Source organism: Polaromonas sp. P1_F1, from assembly GCF_056405795.1.
Genome location: NZ_JBFUBJ010000001.1, coordinates 1 through 20,073, shown reverse-complemented (window position 1 = coordinate 20,073; position 20,073 = coordinate 1). Strand labels below are relative to the sequence as shown.

Annotated in this window: 22 protein-coding genes; 18 read left to right on the top strand and 4 right to left on the bottom strand. The window is 63.2% G+C overall.

Annotation, left to right across the window (positions count from 1 at the left end):
- The first annotated feature begins 119 nt into the window (after nucleotides 1-119).
- The 8 genes from AC1DZE_RS00110 (at nucleotide 120) to arfB (ending at nucleotide 6,347) form a co-directional block, all read left to right on the top strand.
- Nucleotides 120-881, top strand: a complete 762-nt coding sequence (locus AC1DZE_RS00110) for an ABC transporter ATP-binding protein (RefSeq protein WP_477671936.1) — start codon at nucleotides 120-122, stop codon at nucleotides 879-881.
- A gap of 32 nt (nucleotides 882-913) precedes the next feature.
- On the top strand, nucleotides 914-1,816 hold the full coding sequence (locus AC1DZE_RS00105; protein ID WP_477667897.1) for a VOC family protein: 903 nt from the start codon (nucleotides 914-916) through the stop codon (nucleotides 1,814-1,816).
- A gap of 13 nt (nucleotides 1,817-1,829) precedes the next feature.
- The gene (locus AC1DZE_RS00100) at nucleotides 1,830-2,723 is read left to right on the top strand and encodes a sugar phosphate isomerase/epimerase family protein (protein WP_477646438.1); all 894 of its coding nucleotides are present in this window, start codon (nucleotides 1,830-1,832) and stop codon (nucleotides 2,721-2,723) included.
- Nucleotides 2,724-2,847: 124 nt separating this feature from the next.
- Nucleotides 2,848-4,086 carry a 3-carboxy-cis,cis-muconate cycloisomerase gene (gene pcaB / locus AC1DZE_RS00095; RefSeq protein WP_477667896.1) on the top strand — a complete coding sequence of 413 codons (1,239 nt, stop codon included), beginning with the start codon at nucleotides 2,848-2,850 and terminating at the stop codon, nucleotides 4,084-4,086.
- A 4-nt stretch (nucleotides 4,087-4,090) separates the two neighbouring features.
- On the top strand, nucleotides 4,091-4,483 hold the full coding sequence (locus AC1DZE_RS00090) for a carboxymuconolactone decarboxylase family protein (protein ID WP_477671937.1): 393 nt from the start codon (nucleotides 4,091-4,093) through the stop codon (nucleotides 4,481-4,483).
- A gap of 51 nt (nucleotides 4,484-4,534) precedes the next feature.
- Nucleotides 4,535-5,317, top strand: coding sequence for an alpha/beta fold hydrolase (locus AC1DZE_RS00085; RefSeq protein WP_477667894.1), 783 nt, complete (start codon nucleotides 4,535-4,537; stop codon nucleotides 5,315-5,317).
- A gap of 144 nt (nucleotides 5,318-5,461) precedes the next feature.
- Entirely contained in the window at nucleotides 5,462-5,911 is a 450-nt protein-coding gene (gene aroQ / locus AC1DZE_RS00080; RefSeq protein WP_477667893.1) for a type II 3-dehydroquinate dehydratase, read from the top strand.
- Nucleotides 5,912-5,930: 19 nt separating this feature from the next.
- Nucleotides 5,931-6,347, top strand: a complete 417-nt coding sequence (gene arfB / locus AC1DZE_RS00075; RefSeq protein WP_477667892.1) for an alternative ribosome rescue aminoacyl-tRNA hydrolase ArfB — start codon at nucleotides 5,931-5,933, stop codon at nucleotides 6,345-6,347.
- 28 nt (nucleotides 6,348-6,375) lie between these two features.
- Here arfB and AC1DZE_RS00070 read toward each other — a convergent pair whose 3' ends face one another.
- Nucleotides 6,376-6,987 (bottom strand): DUF6198 family protein, encoded by a 612-nt coding sequence (locus AC1DZE_RS00070; protein WP_477671938.1) that lies wholly within the window; start codon nucleotides 6,985-6,987, stop codon nucleotides 6,376-6,378.
- A gap of 177 nt (nucleotides 6,988-7,164) precedes the next feature.
- Nucleotides 7,165-8,178 (bottom strand): LLM class flavin-dependent oxidoreductase, encoded by a 1,014-nt coding sequence (locus AC1DZE_RS00065; protein WP_477667890.1) that lies wholly within the window; start codon nucleotides 8,176-8,178, stop codon nucleotides 7,165-7,167.
- Between the two features lie 228 nt (nucleotides 8,179-8,406).
- Between AC1DZE_RS00065 and AC1DZE_RS00060 the strand changes: the two genes are divergently transcribed.
- On the top strand, nucleotides 8,407-9,282 hold the full coding sequence (locus tag AC1DZE_RS00060) for an alpha/beta fold hydrolase (RefSeq protein ID WP_477671939.1): 876 nt from the start codon (nucleotides 8,407-8,409) through the stop codon (nucleotides 9,280-9,282).
- Nucleotides 9,283-9,285: 3 nt separating this feature from the next.
- Here the strand turns inward: AC1DZE_RS00060 and AC1DZE_RS00055 are convergent, their stop codons facing one another.
- Entirely contained in the window at nucleotides 9,286-9,696 is a 411-nt protein-coding gene (locus AC1DZE_RS00055) for an FKBP-type peptidyl-prolyl cis-trans isomerase (RefSeq protein ID WP_477667888.1), read from the bottom strand.
- Between the two features lie 285 nt (nucleotides 9,697-9,981).
- Between AC1DZE_RS00055 and AC1DZE_RS00050 the strand changes: the two genes are divergently transcribed.
- From AC1DZE_RS00050 to AC1DZE_RS00010, 9 genes are all read left to right on the top strand, one after another.
- Nucleotides 9,982-10,689: a FadR/GntR family transcriptional regulator gene (locus tag AC1DZE_RS00050; RefSeq protein ID WP_477665654.1), complete on the top strand. Its 708-nt coding sequence runs from the start codon at nucleotides 9,982-9,984 to the stop codon at nucleotides 10,687-10,689.
- 237 nt (nucleotides 10,690-10,926) lie between these two features.
- Complete coding sequence (locus tag AC1DZE_RS00045) at nucleotides 10,927-12,501, top strand: sugar ABC transporter ATP-binding protein (protein ID WP_477668900.1); 1,575 nt, start codon at nucleotides 10,927-10,929, stop codon at nucleotides 12,499-12,501.
- Between the two features lie 31 nt (nucleotides 12,502-12,532).
- Complete coding sequence (locus tag AC1DZE_RS00040; protein ID WP_477667887.1) at nucleotides 12,533-13,516, top strand: ABC transporter permease; 984 nt, start codon at nucleotides 12,533-12,535, stop codon at nucleotides 13,514-13,516.
- Between the two features lie 68 nt (nucleotides 13,517-13,584).
- On the top strand, nucleotides 13,585-14,529 hold the full coding sequence (locus AC1DZE_RS00035; protein ID WP_457280127.1) for an ABC transporter substrate-binding protein: 945 nt from the start codon (nucleotides 13,585-13,587) through the stop codon (nucleotides 14,527-14,529).
- Between the two features lie 51 nt (nucleotides 14,530-14,580).
- Entirely contained in the window at nucleotides 14,581-15,588 is a 1,008-nt protein-coding gene (locus AC1DZE_RS00030; protein ID WP_477667886.1) for an aldo/keto reductase, read from the top strand.
- A gap of 133 nt (nucleotides 15,589-15,721) precedes the next feature.
- On the top strand, nucleotides 15,722-16,051 hold the full coding sequence (locus AC1DZE_RS00025) for an L-rhamnose mutarotase (RefSeq protein WP_477646226.1): 330 nt from the start codon (nucleotides 15,722-15,724) through the stop codon (nucleotides 16,049-16,051).
- Between the two features lie 22 nt (nucleotides 16,052-16,073).
- The gene (locus AC1DZE_RS00020) at nucleotides 16,074-17,084 is read left to right on the top strand and encodes a zinc-binding alcohol dehydrogenase family protein (protein WP_477699660.1); all 1,011 of its coding nucleotides are present in this window, start codon (nucleotides 16,074-16,076) and stop codon (nucleotides 17,082-17,084) included.
- A gap of 13 nt (nucleotides 17,085-17,097) precedes the next feature.
- Nucleotides 17,098-18,240, top strand: a complete 1,143-nt coding sequence (locus tag AC1DZE_RS00015) for a mannitol dehydrogenase family protein (RefSeq protein WP_477673574.1) — start codon at nucleotides 17,098-17,100, stop codon at nucleotides 18,238-18,240.
- Between the two features lie 191 nt (nucleotides 18,241-18,431).
- Nucleotides 18,432-19,199 carry a transglutaminase-like domain-containing protein gene (locus tag AC1DZE_RS00010; RefSeq protein ID WP_477699659.1) on the top strand — a complete coding sequence of 256 codons (768 nt, stop codon included), beginning with the start codon at nucleotides 18,432-18,434 and terminating at the stop codon, nucleotides 19,197-19,199.
- Here AC1DZE_RS00010 and AC1DZE_RS00005 read toward each other — a convergent pair.
- Nucleotides 19,193-19,978 (bottom strand): sulfite exporter TauE/SafE family protein, encoded by a 786-nt coding sequence (locus AC1DZE_RS00005; protein ID WP_477667882.1) that lies wholly within the window; start codon nucleotides 19,976-19,978, stop codon nucleotides 19,193-19,195. The two genes, AC1DZE_RS00010 and AC1DZE_RS00005, sit on opposite strands and share 7 nt — an antisense overlap.
- Between the last annotated feature and the right edge of the window lie 95 nt (nucleotides 19,979-20,073).

Here is a 20,073-nt window from a genome sequence, read left to right as displayed (position 1 = left end):
TCTCGGCTCACTGCGTGTAGCCGGAATCCCCCTTAAGGGGGACAACCGCTGCGGCCCGGCGGAGCCGGTTCCGCGCCGTTGCTTGGAAAGAGGTCAACTGAGGCTTCATGGAGATTGATATGACAAGTGAGATCTGTATTGAATTTGACGATGTGGTGGCAGGTTACAAGGACTTCATGATCCTGAACAACCTGTCGTTCAAGGTCAGGACTGGTTCCATCACGCTGCTGCTGGGCCCCAATGGTGCGGGCAAGTCCACGGTTTTGAAAGCGCTGTTTGGCTTGCTCAAGCCGCGGCAGGGCCGCATCCTGTTGAATGGTGAGGACATTTCGGGCGCCAGCCAGAAAGAATTGCTGGCCAAAGGAATTGTGTTTGTGCCCCAGGGGCGCAACCTGTTTGGCCAGCTTACTGTGTGGCAGAACCTGGAGCTGGGCGGCATCACGCTGGGTACGAAAACCACACACGAGCGTATTCCCGAGGTGCTGGAGTTTTTCCCGCGCGTCAAGGAACGCCTGCATTCCCAGGCCTCAGCGCTTTCGGGTGGTGAGCAGAAGCAACTTGAAATCGGCCGGGCCTTGCTGCTGCGCCCCAAGGTCATCCTGATTGATGAACCCTCGATCGGGTTGTCGCCCATGGTGGTGCAGGACGTGTTCAAGCTGTTGCAGAAACTGGCGGCGCAGGGCACGACAGTGTTGATGGTTGAGCAAAACGTCAAAAGCGCGCTGAAAATTTCCGATGACGCCATCGCGCTTGAGTCGGGCCAACTGGTGCTGCACAAGCCGGCGGCGGAGCTGCTGGCGGACCCCAACATCGAACGCCTCTTCCTCGGCGGCGGCCATGTGCCGGGCGCAACCTTGGCGCCCGCCATGGCAACTTCCTGAATCTGCTGCAACCTCTCACCGGAGACATCACCATGAGCACCTTTGCACAGGCACCAACCGCAGACCGGGAGGCCATCCCCGAAGTTGCCAACCCCCTGGGGCTGGACGGCATTGAGTTCATTGAATACACCACTGCCAAGCCGCAGGCGTTGGGGCAGGTGCTGGAAACGATGGGTTTCCGTCCGGTTGCCCGCCACCGCTCGCGCGAGGTATTGCTGTACCGGCAGGGCAGCATGAACGTGATTGTCAATGCCCACATTCCCGCCATGCCGGATGGCACCGCGCCGACCGACAAGCCGGTGATTGCCGCTGTGGCCTTGCGCGTGCGGGACGCGGCAGACGCTTACCACCGTGCGCTGGAGCGGGGCGCCTGGGCCGTGCCGTCACGCGTCGAGGTGATGGAGCTGAACATTCCGGCCATCCATGGCGTGGGAAAAAGCCGCATTTATTTTGTGGATCGTTACGACAAGTTTTCGATCTATGACGTGGACTTTGTGCCGATTCCCACGGTGGAGCAGCATCCGCCAGCGGTTGCGGGGCTGCACTTCTTTGGCGTCGTGCAATACATCGGCAATGACCGTACTGAAGACTGGGCCGAGTTTTACCGCGAGCTGTTTGGCTTTACCGACCTGCCCGACGAACAGCGCTTCGGCATCCTGCCCAAGGGACGCATCCTTCGCAGTCCTTGCCCGCCTTCGTCGCGCTTTTACCTTCAGCTGATCGAGCCTGAAGCCAGCGTGCTCGACGTGGAAGGGGACGAGAGCCTGCAGCGCATTGGCCTGGGCAGCGCAGACGTGCTGGCCACTGTCGGCGAGTTGCGCAAGCGCGGCGTGGAATTCCTCGAGTCACCCGGGGTCCATACCGAGGACCGCGGCGCGCTGACCAAGAGCTGGATGGGCAGCGTGAGTTTTGAGCTGGTCCATGACGTACGCTAAACAGGCGCCAGGCATGAGCCACTACAGCGGCAACATCGACGATTTCGGGATGGACACCATCTCGCTGGCAGGTCCGCTGGAGGCCAAGCTCAAAGCCGTGCGCGAGGCTGGCTTTACGCAGATCATGCTCGCTGCCAAAGACCTGGTAGGCCATCCAGACGGCATGGAAGCCGCCGTCGCTGCGGTGCGTGCAAGCGGTTTGCGCGTCACCGGGTTCCAGGTGTTGCGTGATTTTGAGGGGCTGTCCGGGCACCTGCACGACTACAAGATGGACATCGCCAAATCGATGCTGGAAATGTGCCATGCGCTGGGCTGCCGCCTGCTGTTGATCTGTTCGTCAACCTCGGTGCACGCCACGGGTGAAACCCAGGCGCTGGTCAGGGACTTGCGCAAGCTGGCCATGCTGGCGATTCCGATGAATATCAAGATCGCCTACGAAGCCTTGTCGTGGGGCCGCACCGTCAATGAGTTCCCGCAGGCCTGGGACATTATTTGTGAAGCCGACATGCCCAACCTGGGTTTGGGCTTTGACTCTTTTCACATGTTTGCGACCAAGACCTCGCTGGACGAGCTCGACATACTGGATCCGGACAAAATTTTTCTGGTGCAGCTGGCTGACTTCATGTGGACGGAAATCAAGTCGGTCGAAGAGCGCATTGCCACCGCCCGGCATTTCCGCGTGTTTCCAGGCGAGGGCGTGCACAGCGAAGCGCTGGCCACGCTGGTCACCAAGCTGCATGGCCTGGGCTACCGCGGCGATTACAGCTTTGAAGTGTTCAACGACGACTACCAGCAAATGCCTTTGCCGACGGTGGCCCAGCGCGCATGGCGCTCGGCCCTGTGGCTGGGGGAGGATGTGCTGCGCCGTTCCGTGCCGCTGCCTAACCAGATCCGCCTGAAAAAATGAAACCCCCGCGTTCGTCACTTCGTGCCTGCGGCGCGCTGCCCCTTTCCTTTGTGTATGAGGCGCGGTTTTCCTTGGGGCGACCCGGTGGAAAACCATCAGTCATTGTTTTTTGAGAGTGCACGGCATGAGCAGTATTTTTGAAGGTTTTTTGTCCACGCCGGAAATTCTGGAGGCCTTCAGCGAGCGTAACTTTCTGGATGCCATGTTGCGCTTTGAGGCTTCGCTGGCGAGAGCGCAGGCCAGCGCCGGCCTGATCCCCGAGGCCGCCGCGCAATCCATCATCGGCACCTGCAAGATCGAATTGTTTGATGTGGCCAAGATCGTTCGCGAAAGCGGGCGCGCGGGCAGCATTGCCATTCCGCTGGTCAAGGCCCTGAAGGAAACCGTGGGCCTCTTCAACAAGGAGGCCGCCGGTTTTGTCCATTTCGGCTCGACCTCCCAGGACGTGATCGACACCGCGCTGGCGCTGGTGACCCGCAATGCGTTGGACCTGATTGAGGCCGACATCCGCAAGGCAGTGGCGGCGTTGCTGGTGCTGGCCCGCCGCCATGCCGCCGACCCCGTGCTGGCTCGCACGCTGATGCAGCCGGCATCCGTCACCAGCTTTGGTTTCAAGTGCTCGGGTTGGGCTGCGCCGCTGGCGCGCAGCCTGCAGCGCCTGCAAGTGGCTGGCCACAATGCGCTGGCCGTGCAGCTGGGCGGGGCCGTGGGAACACTGGCGCAGATGAACGGCAAGGGCCCACAAATCATGGCGCATATGGCGGCCGACCTGAAGCTCAAACCTTCTGCATTTGCGTGGCACACCCAGCGCGATGAGTGGGTGGCGCTGGGTTGCGAACTGGGCCTGCTGGTGGGCAGCCTTGGGAAGATCGCCAAAGACATCTCCTTGATGGGGCAGTACGAAGTGGGCGAACTGGCAGAGCCGACCGAGCCGGGGCGCGGCGGTTCATCCGCCATGCCGCACAAGCGCAATCCGGTCGCCTGCATGGTGGCACTGGCTGCAGCGCAGCGCGCGCCGCAGCGCGTGGCCGCCCTGTTGGCCGCCATGGCGCAGGAGCATGAGCGCGCCCTGGGGAACTGGCAGGCCGAATTGGCCGAATGGCCGGGGCTGCTGATGTCGGCGCACGGATCCGTTCGCGCCATGGCCCAGGCCCTGCCTGGCCTGCAGGTGGACACCCAGCGCATGAGCGCCAACCTGGATGCGTTGCGTTCCGTGCTGCCCGCCGATGCCGCCGACGAATGGTTTAACCCGGCGCTGGCGCGGCACGCGTCAACACTCGCGCATGCGCAGGCCGACGCTGTTGAAGCACTGGTGGGGCAAACGCACACTGACAGCCATCGCACCAAGACCGCAAAAAGGTAAAACCATGAACGACCATGACAAGGGAATGATCAACCGCCGGCGCGTGCTCGGTGATGCCTGGGTGGACCGTTCCATCGCCAAAAGCAATGCCTTCAACGGCGAGTTCCAGGACTTGATCACGCGCTATGCGTGGAATGAGGTCTGGGGCCGGCCGGCGTTGGGGGACAAGACGCGACGTCTGATGGTCCTGTCGACCATGATTGCGCTCAAGGCGTATGAAGAATTTGCCATGCATGTCCGGGCCGCGCTCGACGGCCCGCCGGAGTCGCGGCTCACGCCGGACGATATCAAGGAAGTAATTCTGCAGGCCGCCATTTACTGTGGTGTTCCCGCCGCCAACCATGCGTTCTCTGTGGCGGGCGAGATCCTTCGCGAAAAAGGCCTGCTCGCTGACTGACAGGGCGTGTATTTGCGGGCTTCCAAGCAACTCATCATCATTAATAGAAGTATGAAAAAACCTCACCTGCATTGCATCAGTGAAGGCCAGGGGCCTGTTGTGGTGCTCAGCCATGCATTGGGCTGTGACCTCACGATGTGGGACGGCGTGACGGCCGTCCTGAAGAACCGCTACACCGTGCTGCGCCATGACCACCGCGGCCATGGCCAATCGGAAGCGGTGCCCGGCCCTTACACACTCGACCTGTTGGCCGATGATGTGGCGGGCCTGATCAAGGAGCAGGGTGGCGCCCCAGTGCATTTTGTCGGGCTCAGCATGGGCGGCATGACGGCGCAGGCGCTGGCGGCGCGGCATCCGCAGCTGCTCAAAAGCATCGTCATTGCCAACGCCGCCCTGTTTTACGACGACGCGGCGCGCGCCATGTGGCAGGCGCGCGTTCACACCGTACAGGCCCAGGGCGTGGCGGCGATATCAGACGGTGCGATGCAGCGCTGGTTTACCCCGGAATCCAGGGCGGACGAGGCGGGTGGCGGTGCGCGCAAGGTAGCCGCGCTACGCAAGGTGCTTGAAACCACCGATGCCGCCGCTTATGCCGCCAGCTGCGAAGCGGTTTCCCGCATCGACTTCCGAGCCAGCAACGGTGCGATCCAGTGCCCGGCCCTGGTGATTGCCGGCACGCGCGACGAAGCAACGCCCGTGGCCATGTCGGAAGCCATTTGCGCCAGCATCAAGGGTGCGCAATTGCGCACCTTGCCAGCGGCTCATTTGAGCGCGGTGGAGCAACCAGATGCATTTGCCGACTTGCTGGAACGCTTTTTCGAAAGCCTGCGCTAGGGCGCTGCCAGCGGACTGATCGGGCAGGTGCGGGAGCGGGGGGACAGGGTGCTTCGGTGATGGGCTGGCGGCGGCAGCGTCGATAATCGGGCCCAGGCTAATAGCCAAGCCCCACCCACCCGAACATCTGGAAAGCCCCGCTTCATGAAAACAGTCCTTGTCCTGAATGGCCCCAACCTCAACTTGCTGGGAACGCGTGAGCCGGCCGTGTACGGTTCGCAAACCCTGGCCGATGTAGAGGCGCTGTGCACCAAGGCCTGCGCAACCCACGGTTTCAAGCTCGACTTTCGCCAGAGCAACCACGAAGGCGTGATGATTGACGCCATCCATGAAGCCGGGCGCGCCCAGGCTGCTGGCACGCTGGCAGGCATCGTGCTGAATGCTGGCGCTTATACCCACACCAGCGTGGCCCTGCACGATGCCATCAAGGGCGCGGGCGTCACGGTGATCGAGCTGCACATCAGCAATGTGCATGCACGCGAGGCTTTCCGCCATCACTCTTATATTTCGCCAGCTGCCAGGGCCGTGATGGCCGGGTTCGGCGTCAAGGGCTACGCCCTCGCCATCGCGGGCCTGGCCGAGTTGGCAGTCTGACCCGGTTGCGGCGCTGACCATGGCTGCGCCACCGAAATTCCCCGTTGACGAACGCGAGGTAGAGTTCAACGCCATCCGCGCGCAGGGCGCCGGCGGGCAAAACGTCAACAAGGTCTCCAGTGCGATTCACCTGCGCTTTGACATTGCGGCTTCGTCGCTGCCCGACGCCGTCAAGGAACGGCTGCTGGCGACGAGCGACGGACGCATCACGCAGGAGGGCGTTCTGGTGCTCAAGGCCCAGCAGCACCGTACCCAGGAGATGAACCGCAGCGACGCCATGGCACGCCTGCAGGAGATCGTTGACGGCGTCTCCACACCGCCCCGGGCGCGGCGCGCCACCAAACCTACCTACGGCTCGAAGCAGCGCCGCCTGGCGGGCAAAAGCCAGCGCTCGGAAATCAAGTCTTCACGGGGCAAGGTGGGCGGCGGCGACTAAGCCCGGCCGGCAGTCCACCTGGTGCCGTTCAGGTCACCATATAGCGCCCGGGTTTGTGGTTGACCCAGAGGAACAGGCTCATCAGCACGGCCGCCATGACTGAATATGCCACGCGCTCAGGGGGCACGACTGCCAGCGCCATCAACACCACGGCCGAATCAATGGCCATCTGTATCTTGCCGGCGCGCCAGCCGTGCTTTTCCTGAAGATAGAGCGTCACGATGGTGGCGCCGCCCAGGCTGGCCCGGTGCCGGGCCAGGAAGAGGCAACCGGTCCCCAGCAGCAGGCCGCCCACCAGCGCGGCGTACAGCGGGTGGATGTCCGCGATGTCGAGCACCCGGGGCGACCAGTCTGCCAGCAGCGACAGCAGTGCAATGGACAGGAAGGTCTTGATGGTGAACTCGCGGCCCATGCGGGTCCAGGAGAACCAGTAAAAGGGCAGGTTGACCAGAAAGAACAGCTTGCCGAAGCTCACGCCCGTGGCGTAGTGCAGCACAAAGGCCACGCCGGCCGTACCGCCCGTCAACAGGCCCGCCTGGTTGAAGATCACCATCGCCAGCGACACAAACAGCGTGCCCGTGAAGATGCCCTGCGCATCGTCAAAAAGGGTGTGGCGTTCGGGTGATGTAACTGGGGGCATGGGAAGCTGGCGTGTTGCCCACGGGCGGGCACTTCAGCTCTGCATGATCTGTGCCAATGGGCACATTTGCATTTCAGTGACTACGGATTGGCCTGCGGCGCTCACATGACGAAATTCAAGCCATTTAAGGCTCTAGCCCAATAAGGACGAGCGCAAGCAGCTATCAAAACAATAGCGTTATGCGCGGCGCTGGTTTCCTTGTTGCAGTCTGTCTCGCACCTGCGCGGTGATTTCCAGGGAGCGCCGGGCGATGGCGGGGTCGTAAATGTGAGTGGTCACCATCAGTTCATCGGCCCGGGTATCCTCGATGAAGCGCTGAAGCTGGTTTTCAACCGTTGCCGCCGAACCTGCGACGGCATAGCGCAGCATGCGCTGCGCGCCGGCTTTCTCGGCCGGTGACCAGTAGCTTTCGATGTCGTCGATGGGCGGCGGCATCGGCCCCGGCGTGCCGCGCAGCAGGTGGGTCATGGCCTGCTGCACGGAGGTGAGCTGGTAGCGTGCCGCTTCGTCCGTTTCGGCCGCGACGACATTGGCCACCACCATGGCATAAGGTTTGGCGAGCTGGGCGGAAGGCCTGAAGCCGCTGCGGTACAGGTCCAGCGCCTGCATCAGCATGTCGGGCGCGAAGTGCGATGCGAAAGCAAAGGGCAGGCCCAGCATGGCAGCGAGCTGGGCACCGAAGAGGCTGGAGCCCAGCAGCCACAGCGGCACCTTGAGGCCAGCGCCCGGGACCGCCCTGATTTTCTGGCCGGGCTCTGCCGGTTCAAAGTAGGCCTGCAGTTCCTCCACGTCCTGCGGAAAAGTATCGGCATTGTTCTGGTGGTCACGCCGCAGTGCGCGTGCGGTGAGCTGGTCGGTGCCCGGTGCGCGCCCCAGCCCGAGGTCGATGCGGCCGGGGTACAGCGAAGCCAGCGTGCCGAACTGCTCGGCGATCACCAGTGGCGAATGGTTGGGCAGCATCACCCCGCCGGAGCCTACGCGTATGGTTTGCGTGCCGCCCGCCACATGGCCGATAACCACCGCGGTGGCGGCGCTGGCGATGCCGGGGTTGTTATGGTGCTCGGCCAGCCAGAAGCGCTTGAAACCCAGTTGTTCGGCATGCCGGGCCAGGGCCAGGGTGTTGCGAAAGGCATCGGCGGCAGTGGCGCCCGTGACGATGGGGGATAGATCGAGGACTGAAAAGGGGATCATGTTTTTGCGCCTTCTCCCTCAGGGAGAAGGCGGGGATGAGGGCTTGCGGCGTTTGATGTTGCGCCGTGTGTGTTCGAATGCCGCTGGCCCTCACTCCAACCCTCTCCCAGGGGGAGAGGGAGTGAAGAGGGGGCGGTTGGGCTGCGATTCACAGAGGTGTATGAGAAGGCGGTAAGCCAGTTTAGGAGCTTGGCGATGGCCGCATGAGGGGCAGGGTATAAATCCCCCATGACAGATTCGGCAAACATTGAGCTTCCTCCAGAAGCGCTCGCGATGCTGCGCACGGCCAGCCGTTTTGAAACCCCTTGCGGCGACGGCACCATGGTCTGGCACATATGGGGCCAGGCCACGCGCCGGCCCGGGCTCGCGCCCCTGGTGCTGCTGCACGGCGGCAGCGGCAGCTGGATGCACTGGCTGCGCAACATCCCTGCGCTGGCCGCGTCGGGCCGCTGGGTGCTGGTGCCTGATCTTCCCGGTTTTGGCGATTCGGCCGCGCCTTTACGGGGCACCGATGCTGACGTGCTACCCGAACCGGTCGAGCAAGGGCTGGCCCTGCTGGCGGGCGAGGCGGCCTGCGACCTCGTGGGATTTTCCTTTGGCGGCATGGTGGCCGGCTTTGTGGCGGAGCGTTTCCCTGCCCGGGCGGCGCGTGTGGTGCTGGTGGGTGCGCCCGGCCTGGGTGTGGCGCCCGAAAAAGCCATACGCCTGCGCGCCTGGCGGCATCTCACCGATGCGGGCCAGCGCGATGAGATCCATCGCCACAATCTCGCTGCGCTGATGCTGTACCGCGAGAATGCGATCAACGAACTGGCCTTGCGCCTGCACATCGCCAACGTGCTGCGCGACCGCATGAAGGGCCGCAGCCTGGCGCGCACCGGCGCGCTGGCGCAGTCATTGGCGCGGCCGCGCTGCCCGGTGTGGGCGATTTACGGGGAAGAGGATGCGCTGTACCGCGGCAAGCTTGATGGGCTGCGGGCAGCCCTGGAGCGAGCTGCGGATTTCAGGGGCCTGGCCCTGGTCGAATGCGCCGGCCACTGGCTGCAGTTCGAGCGCGCGGAGTCCTTTGACAAAGCCCTCCTCACGACGCTCGAAGCGCCTCTTTAGCTTTTACTTTTCAATCGCGAGCAGTTCGATGTCGAAGGTCAGCGTGGCATTGGGCGGCACCACGCCGCCGGCGCCGCGGTCGCCATAGGCCGTGGCGGGTGGGCAGGTCAGTGTGGCCTTGCCGCCGACCTTGATCTTCTGCACGCCTTCGGTCCAGCACGGCACCACGCGGTTCAGCGGGAAGGTGGCGGGCGCGCCGCGCTTGTAAGAGCTGTCAAATTCCTTGCCGTCGGCCAGCGTGCCGCGGTAGTGCACCTTGACGGTGTCCGTCGCCTTGGGCTGCGGGCCGGTGCCGTCGGTGCTGTGCACGATTTTCACGCCGCTGGGCAGGGTCTCGGCCGGGGCGGCGGCAAGGGCGGTGCTGGACAGAGCAATGGAGGCCAGGGCGATGAGCGCGGCGGTCAATGTCTTCATGGAGGTCATGCTTTCGTGGCAATGGGGTAATCGGAAAGGGTGACCTGGATTATCGTCCCGGCTCTCGCCTTGCCTCAGTGGCGCCGGCTCGCCTATCTCAGGTTGTCAGGTCGCTGAGCTGGATCATGAGGGGGCGGAAGGTGTGAGTGGTACTCCAGCCAATCAAAATTGGCTCCAAAATTAGTAACGTCAGCGTGAAAAATTTTGCATTGGCCTTACCAGTTCGAACCATAACCCCATAGCAAAAACCGCCGTCGCATAAACTGCACTTCACGCGGAGGACTCATGCTGGACCAACTCAAACAGGTCGACAACCGTCGGCTCTATCAACAAATTGCCGAGCAGATTCGCGCCTTCATTGACAAGGGCAACTACACCGCGGGTGCGCGGTTGCCGCCGGAGCGCGATCTGGCCCTGCAGTTGGGCGTCTCACGCCCCTCGGTGCGCGAGGCGCTGATTGCACTGGAAATTGAGGGCAGCGTGGAAGTGCGCATGGGCGCTGGCGTGTACGTCTGCAGCGCGGCCCAGCGCAAGCCGCAGTCCCTGGCCGCCATGGGCGAAAGCCCGATCGAACTGATGCAGGCACGCGCCGCCCTTGAGGGCACTATCGTGCTGCAGGCCTGCGCCAGGGCCACGCCCGAGGCGCTGTTGGCGCTGCGCCAGATTCTGGACAACATGCTGTCCGCCATGGCACAAAACCGCTCGCCCCTGGCCTTTGACCGGCAGTTTCACCAAACGATTGCAGCAATGACCGGCAACTCCGTGCTGGAGCGGCTGGTGGGAGAGCTGTTTGACGAGCGCCACAGCCCGATTGCCGCGCGCCTGAGCGCGCATTCCGAATCGGGCCAAAGCTGGGCCATTGCGCTGCAGGAGCATGAAGCCATCTTGCGCGCCCTGGAAAACCGGGATGTACTGGCCGCACAGAACGCCATGCGCATGCATCTGCAAGCCTCCGAACAGCGCTGGGTCGAGAACCGCCGCGAATGGTCGTGAACCAAGGTCTGTGCTGTCAACCTTTGCTCCTGTGCCGTGGTCAGGCCTGTGCAATTGCGCAGGCTTTTTCCCGTCTTTTCACCCCGATTTTGATCCCGGATCACGGGTAAGCACCAATACACACGCACCTCCCGGTAAGGCCAAATACGCCACATCGTGTCAGGTGGCCTTACCAATTTGCAGAGCAGCAGATTCATCCCTCCCGGTCCCCTGACCCACCAAGAGGAGTTCGCATTGCTGTCTTCCGTGCCCGATCCCGTCCGTCCCGACGCGCCCAGCCCCGCCGAGGCCGGGGTACTGTTGCGCCTGGAAGGAATTACCAAACGCTTCCCGGGGGTGCTGGCGCTGGATGGCGTGAGCTTTGAGGTGCGAAGCGGCGAGGTACACGCGGTGTGCGGCGAAAACGGCGCAGGCAAATCGACGCTGATGAAGGTGATCAGCGGCCAGTACCAGCCCGATGCGGGGGCTCTGTACTATCGCGGCGAAGCCTGCCAGTTCCAATCCACCGCCGAATCCCAGGCTGTCGGCATTGCCATCATTCACCAGGAGCTGAACCTGGCTCCGCACCTCACGGTGGCCGAAAACATTTACCTGGCCCGCGAGCCACGCAAAGGCTGGCTGATCGACCGGGCGGCACTGCGCCGCCAGGCAAAGCAATGCCTGGACCGGTTAGGGCAGGACATTGCACCGGACGCTCTGGTCAAAACCCTGTCGGTAGCTCAGCAGCAGATGGTGGAAATTGCCAAGGCGCTGTCGCTCAACGCTCAGGTGCTCATCATGGACGAACCCACCTCGTCCCTCACGGAGTCGGAAACCGAGAAGCTGTTTGCCATCATCCATGAGCTCAAGCGTACGGGGGTGGGCATTGTCTACATCTCCCACCGCCTCGACGAACTGGCGCTCATCGTGGACCGGGTCACCGTCTTGCGCGACGGACGCTACGTGTCCACCGAACACCTGGCCGACACCAGTGTGGAAGAGATCGTGGCCAAAATGGTGGGGCGCTCGCTGGACGACGTATTCCCCAAGAGAACATCCGTGCCCACTGCCGACGTGTTGTTGTGCGTACAGGGCCTGACACGCCAAGGTGTGTTTCACGACGTGAACTTTGAGCTGCGCCGTGGCGAAATTCTGGGCTTTGCAGGGCTTATGGGGGCTGGCCGCACCGAAGTGGCTCGCGCCATTTTTGGTGCCGACCCCATCGACGCCGGCGAGGTGTTTCTGGCCGGGCAGCGTCTCACCATTCACTCGCCACGGGATGCCGTACGCCAGGGGCTGGCCTACCTGTCAGAGGATCGCAAGCACGACGGGCTGGCACTGAAGATGAATGTGGCGCAAAACATCACACTGGCCCACATGGAAGCCGTGTCCAATCGTGCGGGCATGATCCAGTTTGCCAAGGAGCAGGATGCCGCACGCCACTACATCGGCGCACTCGACATCCGCACGCCCAGCAGCAGCCAGATCGTGCGCCTGCTCTCGGGGGGCAACCAGCAGAAGCTCGTGATCAGCAAATGGCTGTTCCGTCAATCACGCGTGCTGTTCTTTGACGAGCCCACACGCGGCATTGATGTGGGCGCCAAGTACGCGATCTACCAGTTGCTGGACCAGCTCGCAGGGCAGGGCATCGGCGTCGTGATGATCAGCTCCGAGCTGCCCGAAATCATGGGGATGACCGACCGTGTCGCGGTCTTCCATGAAGGCCGCCTGGTCACCATCCTCCCCACCCGCGAGACCCATCAGGAGGAGGTCATGCACTACGCCTCCGGCCGCAGCGTGCCGCCCCTGCAAGCCGACCAGCTGACCCACTGAACCCTCCAAGACTTCTTTCCCGAACCACACCATGACCGAACAACAACAAGACCTGTTTCAGAAATTTGCCGCGCTGGCCAGCTTGCTGGGACTCATCGCCATCTTCTCGTTCACAAGCAACGCCTTCTTCAGCGTGGGCAATGGCATGACCGTGGCGCTCCAGGTGACGTCCATTGCCTACCTCGGCATCGCAGCGACCTGCGTGATCATCACCGGCGGTATCGACCTCTCGGTAGGTGCCATCCTGGCATTGTCCGGCGTCGTGGCCGCAATGCTGGTCAAGGCGGGCGCGCCCGTGCCGCTGGGCATGTTTGCCGGCCTGCTGGTCGGTGCCCTGTGCGGGCTGATCAACGGCCTGTGTGTGACGGTGCTCAAACTGCCGCCCTTTATTGCCACCCTGGGAATGATGCTGGTGGCACGCGGCGTGGCCTTGCAGCTGACCGATGCCCGCGCCATCAGCGGCCTGGGCGACAGCTTTGCGGAACTGGGCAACGGAGCCTTGTTCCGCATCGTCAATATCGGTGCGGACGGCTTCCCCGATGTGGTGTTCGTCGGCATTCCCTATCCCGTGGTGCTCATGGTCGTGCTGGCGCTGGCCGTCTCCGTCCTGCTTAACCGTGCCACGCTGGGCCGCCATCTGTACGCCATCGGCTCCAACCTGGAAGCCGCCCGGCTCTCGGGCGTGAACGTCAACGGCGTGACGCTGTTTGCCTATGTGCTTTCCGGTTTGCTGGCCGGGCTGACCGGTTGCGTGCTGATGTCACGCCTGGTCACGGCCCAGCCCAGCGAGGGCCTGATGTACGAACTTGATGCCATTGCCGCCGCGGTGATAGGCGGGACCTCGCTCACGGGTGGTGTGGGCACGGTGTCGGGCACCGTCATTGGTGCGTTCGTGATTGGCATCCTGCGCAACGGTTTGAACATGAGCGGCGTGTCCGCTTTCACCCAACAAATTCTGATTGGCGTCGTCATCCTGCTGGCCGTATGGATCGACCAGATGCGCCATCGCAAGTGATCCCTACCGGCAGGGCTTACCGGGACTTCGAGAGACAACCTCCACAACCACTACCCATGAGGAAAGAAATGAAAAAATTTGTCCACACACTGATCGCAGCCGCCCTGGTGGCTGCGTCGTCGATGGCTATGGCCGCCGACAAGGAAATTGCCGTTATCGTGAAGACCGCCAACTCGGACTTCTGGCAAAACGTGAAGAAGGGTGCCAACGCTGCCGTGGGAAATCTCAAGGGCTACACCGCCACCTTCCAGGGCGCAGCATCCGACACCGACCTGGCCGGGCAGGTGGCCCTGGTGGAAAACGCCGTGAACCGCAAGGTCGCCGGCATCGTGCTGGCCCCGTCGGATCCGGATGCCTTGATCCCCGCCATGAAAAAAGCCTGGGAAGCCAAGATTCCTGTGGTGTTGATTGACTCCGCCGCATCGGATTCCGGCAAGGCTTACTACCAGTCCTTCCTGGCCACCGACAACAAGACTGCCGGAGAAATGTCCGCCAAGACGCTGATCGAGAAAGTCGGAACCACCGGCAAAATTGCCGTTATGTCCTACACCGCGGGCTCGGGCTCCGAAATCGGCCGCGTGGGAGGTTTCACCGACTACATCAAGAAGCATTCCAAGCTGCAGATCGTGGGCCCCTTCTACTCCAACTCGCAGATGGGTACCGCACTGAACCAGACCACCGACGTGCTGGCCGCCAACCCCGACCTCAAGGGCATCTTCGGCGCCAACGAACCCACCGCTATCGGCATGGGCCGCGCACTGGTTCAGTCGGGCAAAGCCGGCAAGGTGGTGGCCATCGGCTTTGACGGCAACTCCGACCTGCAAGGCTTTGTGAAAGACGGCACCATCGAGGCGATTGCCGTGCAAAGCGCCTTTGAAATGGGCAACCTGGGTGTGAAGACCGTGGCGGAAATCGTGGCAGGCAAGAAAGTACCCGCCTTCCGCGATACCGGTGTGCTGATGGTGACCAAGAAAAACATCGACACACCCGCTGCCAAGAACGTTCTCTACTAAACCGCTCCAACCCAAGGATCCCTCCGGCACCGGCTGCCGGAGGATGGGTATATGCACACCACGGATCTGAAACTCCTTCCCCGCGTGGACCTGCGGCTGACTGCCCTGGGCCTGGGCTGCTCGCAAATGGGCGGCCTGTACCGTGCCACCAGTGCCCGCGAGGTGGAGGAAGTCTTTGCCTGCGCCTGGGCGGCCGGCGTGCGCTATTTCGACACGGCACCCTACTACGGCTACACCCGCTCCGAGCACCGCCTGGGCGCCCAGCTGGCCGACTGCCCCCGCCATGAGTATGTCGTCAGCACCAAGGTGGGCCGCCTGCTGCGCCCCGATGCCAGCGTGGGTCCTGGCGATGGAGGTTGGGCCAACCCCTACCCGTTTCGCCCGCAGTATGACTACAGCTACAGCGGCGTGATGCGCTCATTCGAGGACAGCCAGCAACGGCTGGGCCTGGCCCATATCGACATCCTGTACGTACACGACATCGGCCGCGACACCCACGGCGAACAGCATGCGCATTATTGGCAACAACTGACCACGGGGGGCGGCTTCCGCGCGCTGGACGAATTGCGCGCAAGCGGTGCCACCAAGGCAGTGGGCCTGGGCGTGAACGAATGGCAGGTGGTGATGGACAGCATGCAGGAGTTCGACCTGGACTGCACCATGCTGGCCGGGCGCTACACCCTGCTGGAGCAGGACTGCATCACCCCCTTTCTGGGCGACTGCATGCGCCGCGGCAACGCCATCGTGGTGGCCGCGCCGTTCAACTCCGGCGTCCTGGCGGGCAACACCAAATTCAATTATGCGGAAGCCCCGCCCGCCGTGGTGGCGCGCGTGCAAGCGCTGGCGCTGACCTGCGAGGAATTCGGCGTGCCCTTGCAGGCCGCCGCACTGCAGTTTCCACTGGCGCACCCTGCGGTTGTGTGCTGCGTCACCGGCACCCGCACCGCAACCCAGCTGCAACAGAACGTCGCGTGGCTGGAGACGCCCATTCCCGCCACGCTGTGGCAGGCCCTGCGCAGCCGCGACCTGCTGCATCCCGATGCGCCAGTACCAGCCTGAGGAAGACCCCATGCTGATCGACGCGCACCCGCATTTCTGGAATCTGGCAAACCGCACTGGCCACTGGCCGCCATCTTTGGCGGCAATGCGCGCCGCCTGTACCACCTTGGCCAACATATAGACGGAAATTGATATGCAACGAATGGGATGGGTCATTGGTATCGACCCCCGGCACATCGCCGAATACAAGCGCCTGCACGCGGCCGTCTGGCCCGCTGTGCTGCAGCGCATTCACCAATCGCAGGTGCGCAACTACAGCATTTTTCTGCGAGAGCCGGAAAACCTGCTGTTCGGCTACTGGGAATACCACGGCCGGGACTTTGACGCGGACATGGCCGCTATCGCCGCTGATGCCGAGACGCAGCGTTGGTGGACCCTCTGCGGCCCCTGCCAACGCCCCCTTCAAACCCGCAGCCCAGGCGAGCACTGGGCCGCCATGGAATCCGTATTCCACATTGACTAACCACTTCCACCCAAGGACATCTATGCTGACAGTCATTTGCGAAACTCCCGGCGTGCTGCGCACGGTTGAAGGGGCCATGCCCATCCGCAATGAAGGCGATGTGCTGCTGCGCATCCGCCGCGTGGGGGTGTGCGGCACCGATCTGCACATCTTCACCGGCAAACAACCCTTCCTGGCCTATCCACGCGTCATGGGCCACGAAATCGCGGGTACCGTAGAGGAAGCTCCAACGGACAGCCCCCTTCAGGCCGGCGACAGCGTCTTCGTCATGCCTTACCTGTCATGCGGCCGGTGTGTAGCCTGCCGCCAGGGCAAGACCAACTGCTGCGTCAATATACAGGTACTGGGCGTGCACCGCGACGGCGCCTTCACCGAGTATCTCAACGTACCCGCGCAGTTTGTGCGCAAGGCAGAGGGTGTTTCACTGGACCAGGCCGCCATGCTGGAATTTCTGGCTATTGGTGCCCACGCCGTACGTCGCGCCGACGTGCAGCCCGGCCAGCGTGTACTGGTGGTAGGGACGGGCCCCATCGGCATGGCTGCCTTGCTATTCGCCGGCCTGCGTGGTGGCCAGGTCACAGCGCTGGACACGCGAAAGGAGCGGGTGGAATTCTGCAAACAACACCTGGGGGCGCATGCGGGTGTTGTGATAGGTGACAAGGACCTGGACGAGCTGCGCGCACTGACCAACGGAGATTTTTACGATGTCGTTTTTGACGCCACGGGCAACGCGAAGGCCATGGAGCGCGGCTTCCAGTTCATTGCCCATGGCGGCAAGTATGTGCTGGTGTCGATAGTGCTGGACAACATTACGTTCGCCGATCCGGAGTTTCACAAACGCGAGGCTACGCTGCTGGGCAGCCGTAATGCCACCATGGAAGACTTCGAAACGGTGCTTGAGGCGATGCGGGGCGGCAAAATCCCCACCGCGGCGCTCAACACCCATCGCATGGCCCTGGCCGATGTACCCGCCCAATTCGCCACCCTGCTGGACCCCACGCAGGGCGTGGTGAAGGCGCTGATCGAATGCTGACCGGAGCCTCCACGTGAGCACGCCCATCCTGCAGTTCGGCACCGGACGCTTTCTGCAGGCGCATGCAGACCTGTTTGTATCCCAGGCCCTGGCCCAGGGCCTGGCACTGGGCGGCATCGCCGTCGTGCAGAGCACAGACAGCCCGCAGAGCAGTGCACGCGCTGTGGCACTGGCACATGGCTACCGCGTCGAATTGCGTGGCATGCAACATGGCCGGCGTATCGAGGAGACCGTGCAAGTGAATGCAGTACAGGCCGTCTGGCATGCCCGCCGCGATTGGGCACAACTGTGTGATGCCATGGCCACCACCGTGCAGGTCATCATCTCCAACACCGCAGACATGGGCTATGCACTGGACGACTCCGACGCCGCGGCGCTGCTGCGTAGCCCCACGACGGCGCCGAGCAGCTACCCGGCCAAGCTGGTGGTGCTTCTGCACCATCGCTGGCAGCTACAACCAGAGGCTCCCCTGACGCTGTATCCCTGCGAACTGGTCAGCCGTAACGGTGACACCCTGCGCAACCTGGTATCCACGCTGGCACAGAGCTGGGGCGTTACGCCCGCCTTCCTTCGCTATGTGCGGGAGCACTGCGTGTGGGTCAATTCACTGGTGGACCGCATCGTGTCGTCTCCGCTGGAACCCGCCGGTGCAGTGGCCGAGCCCTACGCGCTGTGGGCTATCGAACACCAGCCGCGCATGGTGCTTCCTTGCAACCACCCGGCCGTGGTGGTGACGGATGCACTGGCTCCATTCGAGCAACGCAAGCTCTGGCTGCTGAACCTGGGTCACACCATATTGGCCGAACGCTGGCGGCTGCTGGGCAGTGCTGCGGACATGACCGTGGTGCAGGCCATGCACACCCCGGCGCTGCGCACCCCGCTGGAGGCGGTATGGGCCGACGAGGTGCTGCCGGTATTTGACGCTGAGGGCACAGGCCCCGAGGCCCACGCCTACCTGGTGGAATTGCGCGACCGTCTGCTCAACCCGTTTCTGGAACACCGTCTGGCCGACATTGCCAAGGACCACGCGCAGAAGAAGCTGCGCCGCCTGGCACCCGTGGTAGAGCGCGCCGTGGCGCTGCAACTGCCCATCGCACAGACCCAGCTGCGCAATGCGTTAGCTGAAACCGGAAGCACCCTGGGCACTGGCGCCTGAACCGCCGGCTGGTCACCGGCGTTTGATGACATGCTGCGGCGCAACATCCAACGCAGCGAACCCTCATGCCTGCCTTCTCCGGAGGAAGAAGGGGTCAGTCCCTCAGCGCTCGGGCGTGGAACGGAAATTCGCCGCAATTGCGCCTCCGGGGTTACGATGCGTAAACCATTCACTCCGTCGGTGGTTCCATGGTGGCACTTGCCGCACAATTCGATTCGCCCCGCCGGCTGCATCAAAGAGCCAGCGACCGGCCACAGGACTGGCTTGGCACAACGCCCCTGCTGGACCTGGACGACACCAAGCTGCGCCTGAAGGCTCGCTCGATTGTCCAGCTGTGCCGCACCGACCGGGACAAGGCACTGGCTATCTATCGCTTCGTCAAGCGCCTGCCTTATACCAAGCGGATCAAGCTGCAGTACCCGACCGCCCGCGACGTACTCGAGGCGCGCGGGGGCGACGGTGACGACAAGGTGACGCTGCTGATCGCGCTGATGCGCTCCGCCGGCATCCCGGCCCGTGTGCGCTACATGGAGATGCGCGGCGAGATGCTTCGCGGCCTGATCCCGCGGGCCACGCCGGCGGCGCGGCCGCTGGCGGAGTTCTGGCTGGGCCGTTGGGTGCGCACCGACACCTACATCTTCGATGCCGAATACGTGGCTGCGGCGCTCGAACGCCTGAAAGCGAACGGCTGGGAGTGCGGCTGGGGTATCCACATCAACGCCCAGCTTCTGTGGGATGGAAAGAACGACGCCTTCCTCGGCGGTGTGCCTACCGAGCAGGACCCCATGCTCACGCGGCTTCTGTGCGTGGTGAGCGATCCCCTGGAACTGGTGTCGGCATCCCTGCGCGCCAACGGGCTGCGCTACCGCCGATCATTGCGGGCGTTGCAATGGAATGCGCTGGCTCCGACCATGATTCGGGCCATTCGTGAGCTGCGGGCCGGCTCGCGTTTCTATTGAAATGACAGGCCCGAACCCATCCGCCGCAGCAACTCCGGCACGGATGACACCAGCATCGCCAGGCCCGAGCAGGTCAGCAGGCTCAGCACCAGTCTGCGAAAGGCAAGGTCGCTGATGCCCGTGTAAACGCGCCCGCCCAGCCAGGCGCAAATGAGCGCAGCAGGTGCCACGATGGCCAGCATGGGCAGCGTTTCGCGCGTGACCAGGCCGGCGGCAACATAGCTGGCCATGGTGACGGTCAGCACGGCCAGATTGAAGTTCTGGATGACGGCGCGTTGGGCACTCTTTTCGTAGCCGCGCAGGGTGCACCACAGTGTCGGAATCACACCGCTGAAACCACCCAAGGCCCCCATGAAACCACCGGCAACGCCAATCGTGCCGTCGGCGACGCGGCCCCCATGGTGAATGCGGGGGAGCTTGCCCGAAAAAAGCATGGCCGGGCACCACAGCGCCAGCAGCATGCCGAGAAACAGCTTGAACAGCTGGACGTCAAGTTGCGGCAACAACAGCAAACCGAGCGGTAGCCCCAGCAGGCCGCCGGCCAGAAATGGCAGCAGGCGCTTCCAGTCAGTCGTGCGGCTGACCGTGAAGGCCGCCATGACCTGGCCTGTCAGGCCGCCGAACACCGCCATGACAGCCGCCAGTTTCGGGTCTATAGACCACGCCCAGAACGACATGGCGACAAGGCTGAAGCCAAAGCCCGACAGGCCCTGGACAAAACCCGCCGCCGCCGCGCCCGCGACGATCAAAACGATTGGGGCGTCAGGACCTGCCAACATTGTGTTTGCAAATGCGAATGGGGTGAAAACGGCGCCAATCAAGGCGCGCGACGACGCCCAGACCGGGCGTCTGGGCTAGGAGCGCAAGCAACGCC

Excerpts from the sequence above, each read along its gene's own strand:
- AC1DZE_RS00055 (WP_477667888.1), bottom strand. The coding sequence starts at position 9,696 with ATGAAGACATTGACCGCCGCGCTCATCGCCCTGGCCTCCATTGCTCTG.
- arfB (WP_477667892.1), top strand. The coding sequence starts at position 5,931 with ATGGCTGCGCCACCGAAATTCCCCGTTGACGAACGCGAGGTAGAGTTC.
- AC1DZE_RS00040 (WP_477667887.1), top strand. The coding sequence starts at position 12,533 with ATGACCGAACAACAACAAGACCTGTTTCAGAAATTTGCCGCGCTGGCC.
- AC1DZE_RS00065 (WP_477667890.1), bottom strand. The coding sequence starts at position 8,178 with ATGATCCCCTTTTCAGTCCTCGATCTATCCCCCATCGTCACGGGCGCC.
- pcaB (WP_477667896.1), top strand. The coding sequence starts at position 2,848 with ATGAGCAGTATTTTTGAAGGTTTTTTGTCCACGCCGGAAATTCTGGAG.
- AC1DZE_RS00070 (WP_477671938.1), bottom strand. The coding sequence starts at position 6,987 with ATGCCCCCAGTTACATCACCCGAACGCCACACCCTTTTTGACGATGCG.
- AC1DZE_RS00050 (WP_477665654.1), top strand. The coding sequence starts at position 9,982 with ATGCTGGACCAACTCAAACAGGTCGACAACCGTCGGCTCTATCAACAA.
- aroQ (WP_477667893.1), top strand. The coding sequence starts at position 5,462 with ATGAAAACAGTCCTTGTCCTGAATGGCCCCAACCTCAACTTGCTGGGA.
- AC1DZE_RS00060 (WP_477671939.1), top strand. The coding sequence starts at position 8,407 with ATGACAGATTCGGCAAACATTGAGCTTCCTCCAGAAGCGCTCGCGATG.
- AC1DZE_RS00100 (WP_477646438.1), top strand. The coding sequence starts at position 1,830 with ATGAGCCACTACAGCGGCAACATCGACGATTTCGGGATGGACACCATC.
- AC1DZE_RS00025 (WP_477646226.1), top strand. The coding sequence starts at position 15,722 with ATGCAACGAATGGGATGGGTCATTGGTATCGACCCCCGGCACATCGCC.
- AC1DZE_RS00030 (WP_477667886.1), top strand. The coding sequence starts at position 14,581 with ATGCACACCACGGATCTGAAACTCCTTCCCCGCGTGGACCTGCGGCTG.
- AC1DZE_RS00020 (WP_477699660.1), top strand. The coding sequence starts at position 16,074 with ATGCTGACAGTCATTTGCGAAACTCCCGGCGTGCTGCGCACGGTTGAA.
- AC1DZE_RS00085 (WP_477667894.1), top strand. The coding sequence starts at position 4,535 with ATGAAAAAACCTCACCTGCATTGCATCAGTGAAGGCCAGGGGCCTGTT.
- AC1DZE_RS00110 (WP_477671936.1), top strand. The coding sequence starts at position 120 with ATGACAAGTGAGATCTGTATTGAATTTGACGATGTGGTGGCAGGTTAC.
- AC1DZE_RS00090 (WP_477671937.1), top strand. The coding sequence starts at position 4,091 with ATGAACGACCATGACAAGGGAATGATCAACCGCCGGCGCGTGCTCGGT.
- AC1DZE_RS00105 (WP_477667897.1), top strand. The coding sequence starts at position 914 with ATGAGCACCTTTGCACAGGCACCAACCGCAGACCGGGAGGCCATCCCC.
- AC1DZE_RS00035 (WP_457280127.1), top strand. The coding sequence starts at position 13,585 with ATGAAAAAATTTGTCCACACACTGATCGCAGCCGCCCTGGTGGCTGCG.
- AC1DZE_RS00005 (WP_477667882.1), bottom strand. The coding sequence starts at position 19,978 with ATGTTGGCAGGTCCTGACGCCCCAATCGTTTTGATCGTCGCGGGCGCG.